This window comes from Paraferrimonas haliotis, assembly GCF_002282895.1.
Lineage (GTDB): Bacteria > Pseudomonadota > Gammaproteobacteria > Enterobacterales > Shewanellaceae > Paraferrimonas > Paraferrimonas haliotis.
Genome location: NZ_NRRB01000003.1, coordinates 223,783 through 246,034, shown reverse-complemented (window position 1 = coordinate 246,034; position 22,252 = coordinate 223,783). Strand labels below are relative to the sequence as shown.

Genomic DNA, 22,252 nt, shown 5'->3' with positions numbered 1-22,252 from the left:
CTTGCTGGTTATTTCGGTTGCGCGTCTATGGCTTGTCCGTTTACATCGACTGCGTCATCACTCATTAGGTACAGATATAACGGCATGAGATCCTGAGCAGTTTTTAAGGTCGCTGGATCTTCAGCAGGGAAGGCACTGGCGCGCATTTTCGTGCGAGTTGCACCGGGGTTGATGCTGTTTACGCGAATATGGGTGCTTGATAACTCGTCCGCTAAGGTTTGCATCATGCCTTCAGTGGCAAACTTAGAAATTGCATAGGAGCCCCAATAAGCGCGACCTTGTTTACCGACGCCACTGGAGGTAAATACAATGGAACTGCTGTTTGCTTTGCGAAGCGCCGGCAATAACGCTTTAGTAAGCATGAATTGAGCGCGTACGTTTACCTGCATGACTTCATCGAATTGATCTAATCCAATGTGCTCAAATGGGCCTAGTACGCCTAGCAGGCTGGCATTATGCAATAAACCGTCAAGTTTGCAAAATTGCGCTTCTATGGTTTCCGCCAGTCCTTGGTAATGGCTTTCCTCGGCGCCTTTGAAGTCCATTGGGACGATGGCCGGCTGTGGGTAGCCTAACTTAACAATCTCATCGTAAGTGGCTTCTAATTTGGCTGTGGTACGACCGACAAGAATAACGGTAGCGCCTTGTTCAGCAAAGCTGAGTGACGCCTGCTTACCAATGCCGTCTCCGGCGCCTGTAACTAAAATAGTCTTACCAGAAAGACAATTTTTCTCAAATTTAAAAGGGGGCTTCACTTGCGTGGTCATAGCCTCTACAACTCCCAAAAATCATACGGTTGACAAGCTTTGTTAAACATCTGTTTTAAACGGATGGATTAATTCTTGATGCCGTCTTGTTATGTATTAGTTATAAAAATGTAGATAAACAAAGGCTTTTGAGTTAGCTTTAGCTAGGATAAAAGCCAAATTAAGGCTGCAAAAATAGCACATAACCTACCGGTTAGGACAGCTAAGACTCGAACAAAAATAAAGATAAAATCGTATTAGGATTGGGGAGAACCGATGAAGCGATTAGTATTAGCCGCGGCAATAGGCACACTGCTAGGTGTTGCTGGTTGTGGCGAAGATAGCCATAACGAGAATGTAGAAAACACGCCGCCACTCACACCAACGGCACGGATTGTCTTCGACCCTGCGGCATCGGCACTGCCGGTACCTAATGATTTGCTGTTTAACGGTACAACCGACGGTACCTTAAACATGCCCGGTGAAAGTGGCCTAGAGCCCGGCACAATGCCCGATTACTACGACCCACAAACCGCCATCGGTGCGTTAGACGGTTGGTCGGTGATGGCCCCTATGGTGATTAGCATTGATTTAACCACCAACTCTGCCGGTGAAATGCCGACGCTGGATCCTGCCAGTGTGGCTGTACCAGGTGCGGTTAGAGTCTTTGAAGCGGTGGTTGGCGGGGCGCTATCAAGCGACCCTGACTGTGCCGCTGCCCCGTCTGTTAGCGCTTGTAAAATTGGCGATGAGCTGCAATTTGGAATGGACTTTGTTACCCAAGCGGTGGGTGACGATAAGTTTGCCATTATTCCATTGAAGGCTTATAAAGCGGCGACTTCTTATGTGGTGGCGGTAACCAATATGGTTAAAGATTCCGAAGGCAATGCCATTGGTGCCTCGGCCAGTTACGAGCTATTGAAATTAGACATTGACTCGCACCCACTAGAAACCGACGACCAACTGTTTTTGCAAACCTTAGTAAACTCTTACGAAAAAGGTATTGCTGAAGAGCACGGTGTTGATAAGGACACGGTTATCTACAGTGGTTTATTCACCACGCAATCGGCTCACGTTCAGTTTGAAACCATCAAAGGCCTGATGGCCCTCGCGGTTGAAGGCGAAGAAGCCGATTTAGCGGTATTCAAACCAAGCCTAACGGAACCCATGGCTACCGGTATGACTGCGGCTCAGGCGTTGGGCTTAGATCCGAACATGGCGATGGATCCGAACCTTGCTCCGGTTTATTTAGCGGCGGATGCAACCGACATTTACGCGGCTAAATTGACCGTGCCTTACTTTCTTGAATTACCAAATCTACAAAATTGTGCAGATGCGGTATGTGCAGGCGCTAACTCGCGTTGGAAGGCGTTAGGCCATAGCCCAATTTCGATACTGGGTGCTTTGCAGTCGGGTGCTTTGTCTCAAGATTCTTTTGGTCAACAAGCGGTGGCGCAAGGGATTGATCCAATGGAAGCCTTAATGGACCCAAGCAAGTTGGTGGGCTCCAAGTTCTACGTTGACTACCCAGAAACGACTATGCCGGTTGATGCGTTGCAGCACGTGACTAAATTTAACCCAGCACCTATGCCTCAAGGCTTTAACGGTATGACCGCTGAGGGCGTACCGTCATACAGCATGGATGTGTTTATTACCATGCCGAATGAAACTAAGTTAAAAGCCTTTATGGGTGATGCCGCCCCAATGAAACCGGTAACGGGCTGGCCAACTACCATGGTATTGCACGGTATTACCGGCTATAAAGAAGCGGCTGCGGCGATTGCTGGTTCGTATTCTGTTGGCGGTTTAGCAACCATTGCTATTGATATGCCACTGCACGGTTCGCGCTCGGTGGACCTAACGGGAAATGGCGTATATGACATATCAGCGTCTGAATCCCTTAAGGGCATCGATCCTAAGTTTGCCAACGCCGACACTACGGTTTACATGAACCTACAGCACTTGCTAACCGGTCGTGATAACCTGCGCCAAAGCGTAGTCGACCATCTAGGTTTACGCTTGGCGATAAGTGTGCTTTCACAAACCCAAGCAGCAATGATGAAAAGCCCAAGCTTTGATGCCACTAACATTAGCCTACAAGGGCTTTCGTTAGGTGGAATTGTAGGCTCTGGTGTGAGCGCATACGCCGCCACTGGTTTGCCAGGGGTTGACCCAATGATGAACCCTTACGGCATAGTCGCCAGCTCTTTGGTTGCTCCAGGTCAAGGTATTGGGTACTTCTTGGTAGAATCGCCATCGTTTGGGCCTCGCATTAAAGACTTGTTAACTTCTACTGATGTATTTAAAGGCTTGGTGGCGAGTGTTGCGCCGGATTGTGTCGACGTTCCAGCGGGTGCCAGCCCAGAATGCGATGCTGCGGTTGATCAGATTTATATGCAGTTCAGTCAAGAGTTCTCGCTAGCGGCTCAAACGGTCGTTGATAGCGGTGATCCTGTAATGTACTCACCTTATCTAATGGCTTCACAAACGCCAGTGCAACTGCTTGAAGTTGTAGGTGATGGTATGAACAACCTACCGGACCAAGTTATCCCTAACGCGGTTATGTCTTCACCGTTAGCGGGAACAGAGCCTATGATATCTGGTATTGGTCTTGCTAGTGTAACGGATACGGTAATGGGTACCGATGCACCGGTGAGCGGCGCTGTTCGCTTTATAAAGGGGCACCATGGTAGCCTGTTAAGTCCTGCGCCATCAGGCGGTGCAACGGCTGAAGAGGCCGCTGCTGCGACGGCAGAAATGCAATCGCAAGTGGTTACTTATGCGGCGAGTAAAGGCATGCTATTTAAAGTGATGAATAAAGACGTTATTAAGCAAGATTGATCAAAGATAACGTATATAAAGCCCACAGTTGTTCACTGTGGGCTTTTTTACGCCTGTTTTCTTGCTACTATAGCCTCGAAAAACATTATCGGAGCGTACATTGGAATTTATTTACGACCTTGGGCTGTTTTCTGCAAAAGCCCTAGTATTAGTCATCGCAATATTGGCGGTTGTTATTGGTGTTTTCGCATCGGCGAGCAAAGGTAAAGCTGAAAAGGGGCAGTTATCCCTAACAAATATCAGCGACAATCTACAAGCACTGAAAGGCGAACTTAACGAGCAGTTGCTTTCAAAAAAAGCGTATAAAGCCTACGAAAAAACACAAAAACAGCAGCAAAAAGAGGCTGAAAAAGCGGCAGAGAAATCACCTCAGTCACGATTGTTCGTGGTGGACTTTAAAGCCGGTATCGATGCCGCGGAAGTGGCCAACCTGCGGGAAGAAATTTCAGCGATTCTAAGCGTTGCTGAAAAAGGCGATAGCGTGTTAGTAAAAGTAGAAAGCGGTGGCGGCGTTGTGCACGGATATGGCTTAGCTGCCAGTCAGTTGGATCGGGTGCGACAAGCGGAAATAGAGCTTATCGTTGCCATTGATAAAGTGGCGGCAAGTGGTGGCTACATGATGGCCTGTGTTGCCAATAAAATTTTGTCTGCTCCGTTCGCCATTGTTGGCTCGATAGGCGTGGTAGCTCAGTTGCCAAACTTCAATAAGCTGCTTAAAAAGCACGATATTGACTATGAGCAGCATACCGCCGGCGACTTTAAACGCACCTTAACCTTGTTTGGAGAAAACACCGACGAGGGGCGAGAAAAATTCCAACAAGAAATTGAACAAACCCATGAGCTGTTCAAGACCTTTGTCAGCAACTATCGTCCGCAACTGGACATCGATAAAGTCGCCACCGGAGAACATTGGTTCGGCCAACAAGCTTTGACGCTGAATTTGGTGGACGAACTAACAACCAGTGACGACTACTTGCTCACGCAAGCTCAGCTACAGCCGGTGTTTAAAGTGGAATATAAAACCAAGAAAACCCTTGCTGATCGCATCGCAGGTAATGCCTCTATCGCCATCAGTCAAACCCTTAGTCAGTTGGTGAGTCGCTGGCAAAACAAAGGCTAACATCGCATTGCTGTCGAGGGGATAAGCTAATTGTGGCTATGGCATTTAGCTGCTTATCCCCTTCGAGCAACGCTATGAATACTTCCCTGTACGCTCGCAAATTCATCCATGAATTTGGACGTGCTCTCTTGGGAATAAGCAGCTAAATGCTCGCTCTATCTGCTTATCCCCTTCGAGCAACGCTATGAATACTTCCCTTTACGCTCGCAAATTCATCTATGAATTTGGACGTGCTCTCTTGGGAATAAGCAGCTAAATGCTTGCTCTATCTGCTTATCCCCTTCGAGCAACGCTATGAATACTTCCCTGTACGCTCGCAAATTCATCCATGAATTTGGACGTGCTCTCTTGGGAATAAGCAGCTAAATGCTCGCTCTATCTGCTTATCCCCTTCGAGCAACGCTATGAATACTTCCCTTTACGCTCGCAAATTCATCTATGAATTTGGACGTGCTCTCTTGGGAATAAGCAGCTAAATGCTTGCTCTATCTGCTTAACCCCTTCGAGCAACGCTATGAATACTTCCCTGTACGCTTGCAAATTCATCCATGAATTTGGACGTGCTCTCTTGGGAATAAGCAGCTAAATGCTCGCTCTATCTGCTTATCCCCTGCAATCATTATGTTCTAGTGAGATCGTTGCCTTCTAGGCTGTCGATATCAATTTCTTTTTTTGAGGCCATTGGGTCGTTAAAGATTTCTTCATTAAACTCACCTTCGCTTTTGGCTACGATGATGGTTGCTACTGAATCACCGGTAACGTTAACAGCGGTTCGAACCATGTCGAGTAAGCGATCAACACCGATAATCAATGCGATACCTTCTACCGGTAAGCCAACTTGATTAAGTACCATGGCCAGCATGATTAGGCCGACACCAGGAACACCGGCTGTACCTACCGATGCTAACGTCGCGGTTAGAATGACCATCAAATAATCGCTGAGGGATAAATCGATGCCAAAGACTTGCGCAATAAAGACGGTAGCGACACCTTGCATGATGGCTGTACCGTCCATATTCACGGTGGCACCTAAGGGTAATGTAAACGAGGCAATTTTGTTATCCGCGCCCATGCGATGCTCTGCGGTTTGCATGGTGACCGGTAAGGTAGCACTAGAGCTGGCAGTACTGAAGGCAAACAGTTGAACGTCGCGCATTTTGCGAATAAACATCAGCGGGTTTAAGCCAGTAAGTACCTTGAGTAACGCCGGGTAAACCAGCAGACCGTGGATCAACAACACGATCAGCACGATGCCGAAGTACTTGGCAACACTTTCAAAGGTGTCTAATCCTAGTGTTAAAGAAAGCTTGGCCATGAGGGCAAACACACCAAATGGTGCGAGCATCATGATCAAGGTAACCACTCGCATAACCACTTCGTTTAGGTCATTGAAAAACTCAGCTACGCGGCGGCCACGCTCACCAATGTGAGAAATAGCTACACCAAAGATAATTGCAAATACAATAATTTGCAGCATGTTGCCTTCGGTAAGTGACTGAATGGGGTTACTTGGGAATATATTGATAATGACTTGGGCTAAACTCGGTGCTTCTTTTACTTCGTAATGCATTCCTTCCACGGCTAAGCTGGCATTACCAGGATGGAAAAGTAATGCGGCCGCTATGGCCAAAGTAATAGCAACGGCGGTAGTAAATAAATAGAAGGCTAAGGTTTTGCCGCCCAAACGCCCCAATTTAGAAGGCTCACTTAACGAGGCCGTACCGCATACCAAAGAAACAAACACCAAAGGAACCACTAACATCTTCAGCAACGATAGAAAAATAGACCCCATTACATCGAATAGGCCTTCAGTAAAATATTGTTGGATGATTTCACTGTCGGGAAATAGGTTACGAAGAAGCAGTCCTATGATGACTCCAAGAAACATGCCGAGCAAGATTTGCGCGGTTAATCCTAACTTTTTCGTGTCTTTTGCCGTCATTTTAGACTCACTATTTGTTTTATTCGTTAATTGCGGGCTAAAGACTAGCAAGAATTTAGCCGAGGTGGAACGGTTAAACGGTTAAAATTTAACGCTTAAAATGTCGAGTTGCGCCTTGTTGTTAAGGGATTTATTAAGGTACATTGTTAGCTGTTATTCTAACAATAAAAAAATGTGCCGGCTTTATTCGGCAATTGTTACAGGGAGTAGATTATGAAATCAGTCTATCGACTGTTTTCTGTTATGTGTTTTAGCCTGTTATTGGCAGCATGTGGCGGCAGCGGTAATGAACTTAGCAATGGTAACGATAACCCTACCGATCCAAATCCGGATCCCCAACCTCAAGCGACGCTTACGCTCGCGCTTCATGATGCTAATGGTAGTACGATAACCGAAGTATCTCAAAGTAATCCCGGAACTCTTAGTGCGACTTTGACCGTTGACGGCAGTGGTGTCGCCAATGCGCTCATTTCATTTTCTTTAGAATCCGTCGGTAGTCTGTCTCCAGCGGTAGGTACTGCGCTAACCAACAGCAATGGTGTTGCGACCATCAGTCTTCGTGCTGGTACCACTCAAGGTGCAGGCCGCGTAACCGCCAGTTACAGTGACGGCGACGTAAGTGCTACTCAAACCTTAGGGTTTAGCTCACTAGGCGACGATGTCGGTGAATCGGAGGTGCAATTGGTCTTGTCGCTGACGGACATTCAAGGCAATCCAATTGATACCATCAGTGCGGCTAGCTCTGGTCGTTTAACAGCTTTGGTTTCAGGGATCGTGAAACCGACCATCGTAACCTTTGAAACCAGTAAAGGCTCGATTCCAATCGATACGGCAGTAACTAATGCTCAAGGGCTTGCAAGCGTTGATATCTATGCGGGTGACGATTTGGGCGCTGGCATGGTTAAAGCGTCTTTGGAGTCCGGTGAATACGGAGAAACGGTCATTATTATTGGTGCCACGAATTTGCGTATGGGCTCTGGAGACCCGTTCCAAGAAGGTATCGCCAATGTGAGCTTAGACCAAATCTCAGCCGGTGGAACCGCGACCGTTTCGGTACAAATTGTTGATGAAAGCGGAGCGCCATTCACTGACTCGGTGGAAGTGAACTTCAATTCTGGTTGTGCCGGTAACAATCGCGCCACCATCAGCTCTCCTGTGTTAGCAGTTGGCGGCATTGCCAGCTCAACCTATCGAGCAGAAGGCTGTGTTGGCGATGATCCTATTACTGTTAGCGCCAATCCTGGCGGCAATAGTTTAGCGGCTAATGCCAGCATTAACGTGTTAGCGGCGGATGTCGGCAGTATTGTATTCGAGTCGGCTTTGCCAGAACGTTTAGGCATTAAAGGAACGGGCGGCGTAGAACAGTCGGTCTTGACCTTTAAGGTATTGGATAGCAACGGCAACCCAGTTGCCAATGAATCAGTTTCCTTTGCTCTAAATACCTCGCTTGGCGGTATTTCTCTTAATCCTGTCACCACCCAGTCCGATGACCAAGGTCTGGTTAAAACGACGATTAATACGGGTACCGTGGCTACCTCAGTGCGGGTAACAGCGACGGTAGATAACAGTACTCCGGCAATTTCCTCGCAATCAAACTTGCTGACCATTTCAACCGGTATTGCAGACCAAGATAGCTTTTCATTAGCGGCTAGCGACTTAAACGTTGAAGGCTGGAATGAAGACGGCACCGAAGTCACCATTACTGCTCGTTTAGCGGATGCGTTTAACAACCCCGTTGATGATGGTACAGCGGTGAGCTTTATCACTGAAGGCGGATCAATCGAGTCTAACTGTGTGACTAAGAATGGCGTTTGTTCAGTGAAATGGGTAAGCCAAAACCCACGTCCTCATGGCGCTAGCTTTGCAGACATTGACAACACCTTGAGCCCAGGTCCTGGGCCTGTACTTGGGCAACCATACGCCGGACGCGTAACCATTGTTGCCCATGCTATTGGAGAGGAGTCCTTCCCAGATCTGAATGGTAACGGTCGTTTTGATGCGGAAGAGATGAACCAGTTCCTTAATGGTACCGATGTCGCGGGTAACCCGTATGACTTAGACGAAGCTTTTGTTGACAAAAACGAAGACGGCATTTTCCAAAATGAACCCGGTGCCCAACCCGGTGGCGATAACGAGCGTCTTATCGACTTCAATGAAAACGGTGTGTTCGATAAAGCCGACGGGAAATACAATGGAGTGTTGTGCTCAGAGCCAGCCCATGCAGGTTGCTCAGCGGATCAAAAATCCATCACGGTTCGTCAGAGCATTGTATTGATCATGTCTGGTTCAAGAGCGTACGCTAGCGTGCCGTTAATTAACAACGACCCGTCGCTTAGTTCTATAGAGTTAGAAGGTAAAGAAACTGCAACAGTTTCCTTATACATCTCTGATTTGAACAACCAGCCAATGCCAAGCGGTACCACGGTGACGTTTAAGACAACGGTCGGTAGTATTGTTACAAAATCCAGCTTTGTGTGGCCTAAGGAAAACATCAACAGCGCCACCGAGTTTAGCGTGCTTGTCGAAGGTGCAACAACCGACGGCAGCGGTGTGTTGAGCGTAGAAGTTACAACACCTGGTGGAGTTACTACCGAGGTGGCTGTCATTCCAATTATCATTACCGGTAACTAAAAAAAGGGGCCAGGCCCCTTTTTTGTTGCGAGTAAAAAGGGGGCCTGGCCCCCTTTTTGGTGGTAGCTTTACCGTTGGAACGGGTAAACGCTGCCAAGCTGCATTATTTGCGTGAGTTCATCTAATGCAGTGCGAGATTCAATGAGCAGTTGAGGATCCGCAAGGTCGTTATCGGATAAGCGGTCTCTGTAGCGCTTATCAACCCAAGCATTGAGTTTTTCGAATAAGGCGTCATTCATTATCGTATGAGGGTTGACGGCATTAAGCTCTGCTTGAGTTAACGCAACTCGCAAACGTAAGCATGCTGGACCTCCACCGTTTTGCATGCTTTGTTTAACGTCGAAAAAGTGGACCTTGTTGATGGGGTTATCCATTTCTACTAAGGCTTCTAAATAAGCATTTACAGCCTTGTTTTCTTGGCAGTTGGTTGGAGCAATTAAGGCCATCGAGGTAGCATCGATGGATAGCAGTTGAGTATTGAACAAATAACTTTGTACCGCATCGTCTATGGAAACTTCTGCGCTCGGGACTTTCACAAAATGCAGCGGTTGTTCACCAAACTTTGATTGAATTTCTGCGAACTTGGCTTGCGTATCTATAAAGGCTTGCTCGTGATAGAACAATACGTTGCGGTTGCCCACCGAAATGACATCGTTGTGAAACACACCTTGATCAATAACATCGGGATTTTGTTGAATGAAAACCACGCCATCTTCATCGAGTCCATGCAATCGAGCGACGGCTTGACTGGCTTCTAATGTTTGTCGTGCTGGGTATTTAAGCGGTCGTGGAGCTTGCGCATTAGACGATTGGCCGTAGGTAAAAAGCTCGACACCAGCGTGGCCATATTCGTGGCACAGACGGGTGTGGTTCGCGGCACCTTCATCCCCAAGCAATGGATGATGAGGTAAGGCGTCGTGATGACTGAAGTATTGTTCGTTTTTAAAGGTTGCCTTAAGGATGCGGCCGGTTACTGGCGCTTCGATAGAACGGTGCAATTTGTCAATTAAGTTGGCGGGAGTAAAGTGAACTCGACCGTCTTGGGTATCGGCACTGGGAGACACGGTCGCGGCGTTAGCTGTCCACATACTGGAGGCGCTGCTAACGGCTCTCAATATTTGTGGTGCTTGTGCGGCCGCTTGTTGAAGCACGTTGGCGTCACTGCCGCTAAATCCCAGTTGGCGCAAGCAAGCAATGTCAGGGCGCTCTTGAGGCGCCAGCATGCCTTGCACGAAGCCCATATCATGAAGCGCTTTTGCTTTCGCGAGGCCTTGTTTAGCCGCTTGTTTCGGATTTGAAACGGCATTAGCGTTACTGAATGAGGCGACGTTTCCGAAAGAAAGCCCTGCGTAATTATGAGTCGGTCCAACTAGGCCGTCGAAATTTGCTTCAAAAAACTTCATCAGTGGTCCTTTTTTTCATTGTTATGGCCGCAGTATACGGGTTAACGAGTAGTTAACAAGTGCAGATGTTGTGTCGCTCGGTCTCCAAAATGCATCTAAATGAATAACTATTACTTGATACTTGAGAAGATATGCAATATTACTTCTATAAGAAGAAAAGTTATTTCATTTTCAGTATCACAAATATTTATAACCAGTGGCGACGCAGTATACGAATTTTGCGGTTGCGCTTGCATCATGATGCGCAACTCTCTATATATAGTGCCACTTAAACTAAGATCGTAAATGGATCGGTGAATACAAATTTATGGGTAAATCCTTAGTCATTGTGGAGTCTCCCGCCAAGGCAAAGACGATAAACAAATATCTTGGCAAAGATTATGTGGTCAAATCCAGTGTTGGCCATATTCGAGACTTACCGACGTCATCAACGGCGAAAACCGCCGCGAAGTCCACTGTGAATACTCGCAGCATGACACCAGAACAAAAAGCCAAATACAAAGCGGAAAAAGACCGTAAAGCTTTGGTTGCGCGCATGGGTATCGACCCAGACAAAGACTGGAAAGCTAACTACCAAGTTCTACCTGGCAAAGAGAAAGTCGTCAAAGAACTGCAGACGCTTGCAAAAAATGCCGACCGCATTTATCTCGCAACGGATTTGGATAGAGAAGGGGAAGCCATTGCTTGGCATTTGCAACAAGTGATTGGTGGCGATGATTCTCGATATCAACGGGTGGTTTTTAACGAAATTACCAAGTCAGCGATTAAAGATGCGTTTTCACAACCGGCCATTTTGGATCAAGATAAAGTTGATGCGCAACAAGCTCGCCGCTTCTTAGACCGTGTTGTGGGCTTTATGGTGTCGCCGTTGCTTTGGAAAAAAGTAGCTCGTGGCCTGTCTGCTGGCCGAGTACAATCGGTTGCCGTTCGTTTGGTTGTTGAGCGTGAGCGCGAAATTAAAGCCTTTAACCCAGAAGAATACTGGGACGTTCATGCCGATGTATCCACGGCGGCTAAACAAGGGTTACGCTTACAGGTTGCGAAGCAAGCTGGTAAAGCGTTTCGACCAAACAGTGAAGCTCAAACCATGGCTGCGGTTGAACTGCTGCAACGCGCCTCATATCAAGTTGTTAAGCGTGAAGATCGACCTACGCAATCTAAGCCGCAAGCGCCTTTTATTACTTCAACATTGCAACAAGCGGCGAGCACGCGCTTGGGCTTTGGAGTGAAAAAGACCATGATGATGGCGCAGCGACTCTACGAAGCGGGCCACATTACCTACATGCGTACCGACAGCACCAACTTGTCGAAAGAAGCGGTAGAAAGCTGTCGCAGTTTGATTGCGTCTGAATTTGGCGAGCATTATTTGCCCACAGCAGCTAATCAATATGGCAGCAAAGAGGGTGCTCAAGAAGCTCACGAAGCAATTAGACCGTCAGATGTTAATGTTCAGGCGAGCGACTTGTCGGCAATGGAAAGAGACGCTCAACGCTTGTACGAGCTTATTTGGCGTCAGTTTGTTGCCTGTCAAATGGTGCCGGCAAAGTTTGACGCAACCCAGTTGGTTATTGACGCTGGAGAGTTTGAATTACGAGCGAAAGGCCGCGTATTAAAATTTGACGGTTGGACCCGAGTTCAGCCCGCTGCGAAGCGTAAGAGCGAAGACGAACCTCAGTTACCAGATGTCAAACAGGGCGATACCCTCAGCCTGCAAAAGCTGGATCCAAAACAGCACTTCACTAAGCCGACTGCACGCTTTAGCGAAGCTTCGTTGGTAAAAGAATTGGAAAAACGCGGCATTGGCCGTCCGTCTACCTACGCCTCGATTATTTCAACCATTCAAGATCGTGGATACGTGCGAGTGGAGAATCGTCGCTTCTATGCTGAGAAGATGGGTGAAATAGTTAATGACAGACTGGTGGAAAACTTTGATGACCTATTGAGTTACGAATTCACCTCAGACATGGAGAAAACCCTAGACGAAATTGGTCAAGGGCACTTGCCTTGGAAACAGGTATTAAACGAATTTTATCAAGGGTTTACCAATAAGCTAGAGACGGCTAATAAGGACGTTGAAGAGGGCGGTATGCGTCCAAACAGCATCGTCCTAACCGACATTGATTGTCCTACATGCGGTCGCAAAATGGGTATTCGTACCGCGAGTACAGGGGTGTTCTTGGGGTGCTCGGGTTATGCGCTACCGCCAAAAGAGCGCTGCAAAACTACAGTTAACCTGACTTCTGGCGATGAAGCGGTGGTGGATAGCAGTGAAGAAGCGGAAAACGACGCACTGCGAGCGAAACGCCGTTGTAAGAAATGCGATACCGCTATGGACAGTTACCTGATCGACGAAACTCGTAAGCTGCATGTGTGCGGTAATAATCCGCAGTGCGATGGCTATGAAATCGAACAGGGCAGCTTTAAGATTAAAGGTTACGATGGCCCCATCATTGAGTGCGACAAGTGCGGCAGTGATATGGAGCTTAAGAATGGCCGTTTTGGTAAGTATTTTGGCTGCACCAACCCAGACTGTAAGAACACTCGCAAGTTACTGAAAAACGGTGAAGCGGCTCCTCCGAAGGAAGATCCCATCATGTTACCGGAATTGCCTTGCAGTAAATCCGACGCTCATTTTGTATTGCGTGACGGTGCCGCGGGTATTTTCTTGGCCGCAAGCACCTTCCCACGCTCTCGAGAGACACGGGCACCGCTTGTTGAAGAGTTAGTCCGCTTTAAAGACCGAGTCTGGCCAAAGTATCAATTTTTGACCGAGGCGCCGGTTGTGGATGATGAGGGGAATAAAACCCTAGTTAAGTTCAGCCGTAAAACTAAGAGCCAATACGTCGCTTCTGAAGTGAATGGCAAAGCCACTGGCTGGAGTGCCCATTACAACGATGGTAAATGGGTTGCTGAAAGTAAGAAATCGAAAGCGAAAGCGAAATCCAAAGCCAAGTAACTCGGCCTCAAAGAAAACAGCGCTCTTTTTAGAGCGCTTTTTTATTGATTTTATTTAGTGAACATTAAACTTGTGTCTGACAAATGAACAAGAATGCATTACAGTGTTATACCTAATTGCTATAAGTAGTTATGATTTTTGTTTACTTTAGGAATATAAGAAGCGATCACCATGAAGTTACAGCAACTGCGTTACATTGTAGAAGTTCTGAACAACAACCTAAACGTTTCTGCCACCGCAGACAGCCTATATACTTCGCAACCCGGTATCAGCAAGCAAGTTCGTATGCTTGAAGATGAACTGGGCATCCAGATTTTTGGTCGCAGCGGTAAACACCTAACTCACGTAACCCCCGCGGGAAAGCAAATTATTGATATCTCGGCGGATATTCTTGGAAAGATTGAGAGCATAAAAGCGGTCGCCGAAGAACATACAAAGCCGGATCAAGGGGTGCTCAATATTGCCACCACTCACACTCAAGCCCGTTATGCACTGCCTCAAGTGATTCAGTCATTTATGGAACGCTACCCTAAAGTGAGCCTGCACATGCATCAAGCCACGCCTGCGCAAATTTGCGAGTCGGCTGTGCGCGGGGATGCGGACTTCGCCATATCCACCGAGGGTATGCACCTTTTTTCCGATTTATTGATGATGCCATGCTATCACTGGAACCGCTCCATTGTGGTTAGGCGGGATCACCCGCTTGCCCAAAAAGAGCACATTAGTTTAGAAGAGTTAGCGGCCAATCCTTTGGTTACTTACGTGTTTGGGTTTAATCGTGCCTCGCAACTGGACAAAGCCTTTGGACAAGCCGGCTTAACCCCTAAAGTGGTCTTCAGTGCCACTAGTGCCGACGTTCTGAAAACCTACGTTCGAATGGGGTTGGGGGTTGGGGTGATTGCCAGCATGGCCATTAGTCCAGAAGAAGATTCGGATTTGGTAGCCATAGATGCAAGCCACTTGATAGGCCACTCAACCACTAAAATCGCTTTTAGAAAGGGCAGCTTTTTAAGAAGTTATATGTACGACTTTATTGAAGGGTTTGCGCCGCACTTAACCAGAGATCTGGTTGAGCGGGCGCTTGCTCTGCGTGAACAGCATCATATTGATGAGCTGTTCAAAGACATCGCTTTGCCGGTTCGTTAGCACTCTACAATATTAACCGCCAGGCCACCTTTGGCAGTTTCTTTGTATTTTGAGCGCATATCGACACCGGTATCCCACATGGTTTTAATGACTTTGTCGAGCGATACTTTATGTTGACCATCGCCACGAAGTGCCAGACGGGATGCATTAATGGCTTTCACTGCCCCCATGGCATTGCGTTCAATGCAAGGCACTTGAACCAGGCCACCAACCGGGTCGCAGGTCAGGCCTAAGTTATGCTCCATACCGATTTCAGCGGCGTTTTCGACGTTCTCGGCGGTACCACCCATGATTTCAGTGAGCGCAGCCGCCGCCATGGAGCAGGCTACGCCCACTTCACCTTGGCAACCCACTTCCGCGCCAGAGATAGATGCATTCTTCTTATACAAAATGCCAACGGCAGCGGCGGCGAGTAAATAGCGCACACAAATTTCTTCATCCACGGGTTGAATAAAGCGGTCGTAGTAACAAAGCACCGCAGGAATGATGCCTGCGGCGCCATTGGTTGGTGCGGTAACCACGCGACCACCGGCGGCATTCTCTTCATTCACCGCGATGGCAAATAGGTCAACCCAATCCATGGCGTTTAGCGGGTCAGAGCTGGTATTGCCTTCAGCGGTAAGACGCCGATACAAAGCGGGAGCACGGCGTCTGAGCTTTAACCCTCCAGGCAGGTTACCTTCCTTAAGGCAGCCACGCTCTACGCTGGACTTCATGGTTTGCCAAATGTGCCAAAGTTTGCGGCGAATTTCGGTTTCACTTTGCACGGTTTTTTCGTTAGCCATCATTAACGCTGAAATGCTTAAACCGTTGTCGCAGCATTGATCTAACAGTTGCTGTGCAGTCGCGAAAGGATAGGGCAGTTGAATGTCATCAGCGTGCAATGGAATTTGGTCGTCTTGAATTTGGTCTTCATCCAATACAAAACCACCCCCAACAGAATAGTAGGTGCGCTGGTGAATAACCTTGCCGTCTTTTAGAGCGTATAAGGTCATCGCGTTGGCATGAGCCGGAAGCGATTTGCGTCTGTGGTAAGTAATGGCATCGGCGCGGGTAAACTTAACCTGATGGTCGCCCATCATGGACAGTTGCTGCAACTTGGCAACGCTAGCCAGGTACTCTTCGACTAAATCAGTATCTACGGTATCGGGCTCTAACCCCATAAAACCTAATGTTACTGCAGTTCCAGTGCCGTGCCCCTTACCGGTTTGTCCCAGCGAGCCAAATAGCTCCGCTCTTAGCTCATCAACTTCGGATAACTCTTGTTGGTTTAGTCGCTCTAGAAACGCTTTAGCCGCACGCATTGGCCCCACGGTGTGTGAACTTGAGGGACCAAGGCCAATTGAAAACATATCAAAAGCACTAATCATCTTGTTATCCTAAGGTTTGGGCGTATTTTTTTAATGTCTCGAAATGTTACACTAAGGCGCAGCAGATCCCAATCTGGCTTGCAACAGATTATCTAATGCATGCATAAATAAAAATAGGGCAAAATAGTGCCAATCGCTAGGAGCGTTTTATGAGTTATTTGATGATGGACTTAGTGGCCACGTCGGTTAGTAGTCGCGAAGCTCAATTGCTGCAGGCTCCGTGTGTTGGCGGTCTTATACTGTTCAGTCGAAACTATGTTGATAAAAGCCAGCTGAAACAATTAATCAAGCAAGTCAGAAGCATTCGTCCCGATTTATTAATCGCAGTGGATCATGAAGGTGGTCGAGTGCAACGATTCATAAAAGATTTTAATAAAATTCCCGCCATGGGTAGCCTTATAAAGCGAGCCAATGGCGACATTGAGCAAGCGAGCTTATGGGCTACCGAATTGGGCTGGTTAATGGCCGCGGAATTACTCAACTGTGGCATCGATTTAAGCTTTGCTCCGGTTTTGGATAGACATGGCATCAGCGACGTCATTGGCGAACGCGCTTTTAGTGACGATCCAAAGCAGATTGTGCAATTGGCCAGTGCCTTTATTGAGGGAATGAATCAAGCTGGAATGCACGCGGTGGGTAAGCACTTTCCCGGGCATGGTTCAGTAAAAGCGGATAGCCACGTGGCCTCACCAATTGACCACCGCAGTTTTGAGCAGGTTTGGCAACAAGATAGCCAGCCATTCGTCGATTGTGCTAACGCAGGCTTGCTATCCGGTTTGATGCCGGCACACGTTATTTTCGACAGCATCGATCCCAACCCCGCCGGTTTTAGCGCTTTTTGGCTGCAACGCATTGTTCGCCAAAAGATGGCCTTTAAAGGAACCTTGTTTTCCGATGATTTAAGCATGCATGGCGCTGCCACTGCCGGCGACTATCCCTCTAGAATCAAAGCAGCGTTAGAAGCAGGCTGCGATATGCTGTTGTTGTGCAACTGCGCTGAAGCACTGGAGGAGGTAATTAGTCAGTATCCATGGCCACAAACACCCCCACATTCGCCGGGACAAAACCTTTGCAGTCATCGACTGTGGCACGAATTCCAACAGTCACAGCCTGAACGTTACCGGCAAGCGGTTGAGTACTGTAGCCTTTTAGCCTGATTTGAGCCATGATGAACAGTAACAGTTAACGTCATTGTCACGGAGTACACGATGCAACGGAGTTTCGTTAGAGTATCCGGCAAAGTGCAGGGCGTTTGGTTTCGAGCAAGTGCCAAACAAAAAGCCACTGAGCTGGGTCTAACTGGTTACGTCAAAAACTTGGAAGACGGGCGGGTAGAGCTGCTATTACAGGGAGCTAAGCCTGCTGTCGAGTCCATGATTGAATGGTGTCATCACGGCCCGGAGCAGGCTCACGTCGATAACGTCATTATCGACGACGATGTCGAAGATGACATCTTTCTCGATTTTAGTCTGCAGGATTAACTTCACCTGGTTGAGCCATTCGACGAATTTGAATGATTACCCCTAATTTGGGATGATCCATATAGTGAATTTCACGGCTGCGAATTCGCTTGTTTTGCTTGAACGGAATGTTGTAAAGAAACGCTTGGGGTATAGGCTCCAAGGTAACATTTGACTCTTCACTGGTCTTATTCATAGCGTCAGTGAGGGGCGATTTATCTGCGTTTACCAGCTCGTTGCTTACCATTTTAGCCTGACGAATGCCTGGCTCACGCAACACCAAATTGGTTTCAATAAACAGATAATGATCCAGATAAATGTTTAAGCTGCCTTGTAGCTCCCATAGCGGGTCGCTGTTATCAGAATCTAAGTGGCTGGTCAAAAACTCAAACTGAGGCACCAGCTGCTCGGCGCTTTCTACATCTTGTCTCGGCAGTCCTTCTTTGGTCCATTCTTGGCTTAAATCATTGCCCGCAATAAGAGAGAATGGTTTGGCTTGAAAGCGTGGGTAAACCCCTTGTCGCCAGCCCATGTGCAACAAGCCTTCAACGCCCATGTTTTGTTCAATGGAGCCAATCATATCGGTAAACTGCAATTCGCTGTCACGCAGTACCAGTGGCGCTTGGTCGGCTTCGTTCGGCATATTGTCGCTGACGACGGTTATGCTGTCTTGAGGAGTCTCATTACTCGGCTCAATGGTATCTGGGCTTGCTTCGGTAATAACAGAGGCCGTGCTGTCTGCATTAAGGTCGTCGCTTTCTGGAGCAACGATGGTGACCGGCAGGACTGGTGGCATGTCCGGTTTGGCAAAGGGTTGATTCCAGTCGCTGCTGCAGCGGTCTGGATCCGTTGCCCAATCTGCTGCAGTACAAGGCTCGAGCGCATCCGCCAAATTCGACTGGCTATTGATGACCAAATCGGTAATTAAATCTTGGCCATTACGCACCGACATATCTGGGATGGCATCTGACCAATCTTCTTGGGTGTCGCTTTGCTGTTTGAAGACGTATATTTCCACTTCAAACCAAGTCGGATCTTGAGCAAAGGCTTGGCTGCTCAGCATAAGCGGTAATGCGACAAAAAGAGTTTTATACAGCGATTGAGTCACTTAGTGAGTTCCCTTAATTAAGTTCTTAGCAAACTGAGTCAACATGTTATCAAGTAATTCCAACCTTTGCTCGGGGCTCTCGGTTGGAATGGCAAATTTTAGCTTGGTTGGGCCCTCGAGGCGATAAATTTTCGGCTGACTTTGCAACAACCCGATTATAAAGGCGGGATCCAGCTTACTGTGCTCGCCAAATTCAATGCTGCCGCCGTTGCCGTGCATGTCCAATTTCTTGATACCAATGGTTGCCGCGCGAGCCTTATCCCTGGTTAGAGCGATTAAATTCTTGCTGGCTTGGGGCAGCAAACCAAAGCGGTCGATCATTTCAACTTGCAGCTCATCCAGTTGTTTTTCATTGCTGCAATTGGCAATGCGTTTATACAAGTTTAAGCGTGTGTTTACGTCTGGGATGTAGTCGTCTGGAATCAGCACGGGAATGCGTAACTCCATTTCGCACTGTTGTTTTAATAAGCTTTCCAAATCCATGCTATCGGTTTTGCCGTTTTTGATGTTTTCCACCGCGGCTTCTAACATTTCCATGTATAAGGTAAAACCAATTTTGGCGATGTGGCCGCTTTGCTCGTCACCTAACAGCTCGCCAGCGCCACGGATCTCTAAATCTTGAGTCGCTAACATAAAGCCTGCACCCAAATCCTCAAGAGAACCAATGGCATCCAGTCGCTTGAGGGCATCTTTGGTCATGCGTTTAGGGTTCGGGGTCAGCAAATAAGCGTAGGCCTGATGATGACTGCGGCCTACTCGGCCACGCAATTGGTGCAATTGGGCCAAGCCAAATTTATCGGCGCGATCCATGATGATGGTATTGGCACTGGGCACGTCAATACCGGTTTCAATAATGGTGGTGCACACCAACACGTTAAAGCGTTGGTGATAAAAGTCTGACATCACCTGCTCTAATTGACGTTCGCGCATTTGGCCGTGGGCTACCACGATGCGTGCTTCCGGCACTAAATTAGCCAAGTCCTCAGCTGTTTTTTCTATGGTCTCAACGTTGTTATGCAGGTAATACGCCTGACCGCCACGAAGCACTTCTCGCAAAATCGCTTCTTTAATGGTGGCTTCATCGCTTTGTCGTACAAAGGTTTTAACCGCTAAACGGCGGGCCGGTGGAGTGGCGATAATCGACAAATCTCGCATGCCAGACATAGCCATGTTCAAGGTGCGAGGAATTGGGGTTGCCGTTAAGGTGAGAATATCGACGTTCGCTCGCAATCGTTTTATTTGGTCTTTTTGGCGCACCCCAAAGCGGTGCTCTTCGTCAATAATGAGCAACCCAAGATCGTCGAATTTAATCTCGGATTGCAGCAGCTTGTGAGTACCCACTATGATGTCTAGCTTGCCGCTGGCCAACTTTTGTAAGGTTTCAGTTTGCTGTTTGGAGGTTTTAAAGCGACTCATTACGCCAATCTGAATTGGCCAATCGGCAAATCGGTCCAAGAAGTTCTGATAGTGTTGTTGCGCCAACAGCGTTGTAGGCACCAAAATAGCCACTTGTTTGCCGGCCATCACAGCGATAAAGGCTGCGCGCATGGCCACTTCGGTCTTACCAAAGCCCACATCTCCGCAAACCAATCGATCCATAGCCCGTTCCGCCGCCATGTCATTGATGACGTTACTAATGGCATTTTCTTGATCAATCGTTTCTTCAAACGGAAAAGACGCTGCAAATTTTCGGTATTCATCGGCAGGGGCTTGCATGGATTGGCCGACTTTCATTTCGCGTTTGGCATAGATGTCTAACAGTTCAGCAGCGACGTCTCGCACTTTTTCGGCCGCTTTGCGTTTAGCGCTCTCCCAAGACTTGCCACCTAATTTGTTGAGGGGAATACGTTCCTCTTGTCCCCCAGAATAACGGCCAATTAAATGCAGCGAAGTAACTGGAACATACAGAATATCGCCACCGGCGTATTCCAGCTTCAAATACTCAGCATCGGTGCCACCGGTATTTAAGGTTTCCAGCCCCAAATACAAGCCCACCCCATGTTCAAGGTGAACCACAGCTTGGCCGGTTTTAAGCTCTGCAAGATTGCGTATGAGGGCGTCTGCTGAAATTTGCTGCTGACGCTCTCGTTGCCGTTGTTTCGCGACGTGACGTCCGAACAGTTCGGTTTCGCACACTAAAGCACGATCCGGTTTATGAAGCTGAACCCCTTGACTTAACGGTGAAACAATCAGACCTAATTCGGCGCTGCTTTGACAAAAGTTTTGCCAATGCTCAAAGGTTTGCGGTCGAATACCGGCGCTGTGCAGCAACTCAAGTAGGGCTTCTTTACGACCGTCAGACTCGACACTAAAACAGATACGCTTACTGCTTGGTAACCATTGCTGGAGAGCTTGCAACGGCTGTTTAAGCTTGTGATTAACCTCAAGCAAGGGCAAAGCTGATACGTTGGCCGCACGTCCTCTCGATTCGCTGTCTGTGGCTAAGTGAAGTCTTGGGTAGCGCTTAATCAGCGAGAACAGCTCTTCGGTGCGTAAATACAGTTCATCCGGTGCCAACAAAGGCCGCAGTGAATCGACGTTATGGTTGGTGTAGCGACTTTCAATTTCGTTCAAATAATTACGGCAATGGATTTCGATATCGCCGGCCGTAATCAGTTGCGCCTGTTGCGGTAAGTAGTCGAAAAAGCTGATGGTTTCTTCAAAAAACAGCGGCAAGTAACATTCGATTCCCGCCGGCATGATGTTACGACTGACCTGTTGATAAACGGATTCCGGTGCGTTTGGTGCCGTTTCGAAGCGTTTTCGATAGCGCTGTCTAAAGCCATCGATGGCTTGAGTATCTGTTGCAAACTCGCGAGCGGGCAGCATGGATATTTGCGGAATGACTTCTTTGGAACGTTGCGTTTCTGGGTCAAAACTGCGAATGCTCTCAACTTCATCATCAAACAGTTCAATGCGAAACGGTTCGACCGAGCCCATGGGGAATAAGTCGATGATGGATCCTCTAACCGCAAACTCGCCGTGCTCGAAAACTTGCTCGACTTGAAGATAGCCAGATTGCACTAATCGGCTTTTCACTTGCTCTAAGGGGTAAGGGTCGCCGGCTGTTAAATCAAACAAGTGGCCGCTTAAAAAGCTCATGGGCGGCAAACGCACCAGCGCCGTGCTCACTGGAATAATCACCAGTTGTTGTTGATTACTATTCAGCTGGCTTAACGTTTGTAAGCGCTGCGAGACAATGTCTTGATGAGGCGAGAATACGTCGTAGGGCAAGGTTTCGCGATCGGGAAATAGACGAACCGTTAGCTGGCTGGGTTCGCTTAAATAGCGCAACTCTTGGTGCAGTTGAATAGCACTGGGGGCATCTTGGGTGAGCAGCACAGTAACCCCAGAATGTTGTTGTGCTTGCTCAAGTGCGAATATGGCTTGACTGGCCCCAATAACTCCGTTGAGTTGGCGTTTCATTAATGTCTCTTTTGGCGATTGGTTAACTACAGGGTAAATTAAGCGTAATTTTAGTGGCTAAACCGTGTATATTCAGCCAATAAACCCGTATTATCCTTTAACT

Annotated in this window: 13 protein-coding genes; 7 read left to right on the top strand and 6 right to left on the bottom strand. The window is 47.9% G+C overall.

Annotated features, from left to right (window positions below; translation table 11 throughout):
* Window positions 1-8: 8 nt before the first annotated feature.
* Window positions 9-767, bottom strand: a complete 759-nt coding sequence (locus tag CLC91_RS07785) for a YciK family oxidoreductase (protein ID WP_095498355.1) — start codon at window positions 765-767, stop codon at window positions 9-11.
* A 255-nt stretch (window positions 768-1,022) separates the two neighbouring features.
* Here CLC91_RS07785 and CLC91_RS07780 point away from each other — a divergent pair, with 255 nt between their 5' ends.
* Together CLC91_RS07780 and sohB are read left to right on the top strand one after the other, a co-directional pair.
* Window positions 1,023-3,587, top strand: coding sequence for a VolA/Pla-1 family phospholipase (locus CLC91_RS07780; RefSeq protein ID WP_095500231.1), 2,565 nt, complete (start codon window positions 1,023-1,025; stop codon window positions 3,585-3,587).
* Between the two features lie 100 nt (window positions 3,588-3,687).
* On the top strand, window positions 3,688-4,707 hold the full coding sequence (gene sohB, locus CLC91_RS07775) for a protease SohB (protein WP_095500230.1): 1,020 nt from the start codon (window positions 3,688-3,690) through the stop codon (window positions 4,705-4,707).
* 619 nt (window positions 4,708-5,326) lie between these two features.
* Here the strand turns inward: sohB and CLC91_RS07770 are convergent.
* Window positions 5,327-6,649, bottom strand: coding sequence for a dicarboxylate/amino acid:cation symporter (locus CLC91_RS07770; protein WP_095498352.1), 1,323 nt, complete (start codon window positions 6,647-6,649; stop codon window positions 5,327-5,329).
* 213 nt (window positions 6,650-6,862) lie between these two features.
* Here CLC91_RS07770 and CLC91_RS07765 point away from each other — a divergent pair, with 213 nt between their 5' ends.
* The gene (locus CLC91_RS07765; RefSeq protein ID WP_095498351.1) at window positions 6,863-9,280 is read left to right on the top strand and encodes an Ig-like domain-containing protein; all 2,418 of its coding nucleotides are present in this window, start codon (window positions 6,863-6,865) and stop codon (window positions 9,278-9,280) included.
* 68 nt (window positions 9,281-9,348) lie between these two features.
* Here the strand turns inward: CLC91_RS07765 and astB are convergent, their stop codons facing one another.
* The gene (gene astB / locus CLC91_RS07760) at window positions 9,349-10,683 is read right to left on the bottom strand and encodes an N-succinylarginine dihydrolase (protein WP_095500229.1); all 1,335 of its coding nucleotides are present in this window, start codon (window positions 10,681-10,683) and stop codon (window positions 9,349-9,351) included.
* 307 nt (window positions 10,684-10,990) lie between these two features.
* On the opposite strand from astB, the gene topA reads away from it, so the two are divergent.
* Window positions 10,991-13,639, top strand: coding sequence for a type I DNA topoisomerase (gene topA / locus CLC91_RS07755; protein ID WP_095498349.1), 2,649 nt, complete (start codon window positions 10,991-10,993; stop codon window positions 13,637-13,639).
* Window positions 13,640-13,810: 171 nt separating this feature from the next.
* Complete coding sequence (cysB, locus tag CLC91_RS07750; protein WP_095498348.1) at window positions 13,811-14,785, top strand: HTH-type transcriptional regulator CysB; 975 nt, start codon at window positions 13,811-13,813, stop codon at window positions 14,783-14,785.
* Here the strand turns inward: cysB and CLC91_RS07745 are convergent.
* Window positions 14,782-16,155 (bottom strand): L-serine ammonia-lyase, encoded by a 1,374-nt coding sequence (locus tag CLC91_RS07745; protein WP_095498347.1) that lies wholly within the window; start codon window positions 16,153-16,155, stop codon window positions 14,782-14,784. The two genes, cysB and CLC91_RS07745, sit on opposite strands and share 4 nt — an antisense overlap.
* A 149-nt stretch (window positions 16,156-16,304) precedes the next feature.
* Here CLC91_RS07745 and nagZ point away from each other — a divergent pair, with 149 nt between their 5' ends.
* Both nagZ and CLC91_RS07735 read left to right on the top strand, forming a co-directional pair.
* Window positions 16,305-17,312, top strand: coding sequence for a beta-N-acetylhexosaminidase (nagZ, locus tag CLC91_RS07740; protein WP_095500228.1), 1,008 nt, complete (start codon window positions 16,305-16,307; stop codon window positions 17,310-17,312).
* Window positions 17,313-17,363: 51 nt separating this feature from the next.
* Complete coding sequence (locus CLC91_RS07735) at window positions 17,364-17,636, top strand: acylphosphatase (RefSeq protein WP_095498345.1); 273 nt, start codon at window positions 17,364-17,366, stop codon at window positions 17,634-17,636.
* Here CLC91_RS07735 and CLC91_RS07730 read toward each other — a convergent pair.
* Both CLC91_RS07730 and mfd read right to left on the bottom strand, forming a co-directional pair.
* Complete coding sequence (locus CLC91_RS07730) at window positions 17,620-18,723, bottom strand: CsiV family protein (protein ID WP_095500227.1); 1,104 nt, start codon at window positions 18,721-18,723, stop codon at window positions 17,620-17,622. The two genes, CLC91_RS07735 and CLC91_RS07730, sit on opposite strands and share 17 nt — an antisense overlap.
* Window positions 18,724-22,188: a transcription-repair coupling factor gene (mfd, locus tag CLC91_RS07725; protein WP_269844423.1), complete on the bottom strand. Its 3,465-nt coding sequence runs from the start codon at window positions 22,186-22,188 to the stop codon at window positions 18,724-18,726.
* Window positions 22,189-22,252: the final 64 nt, after the last annotated feature.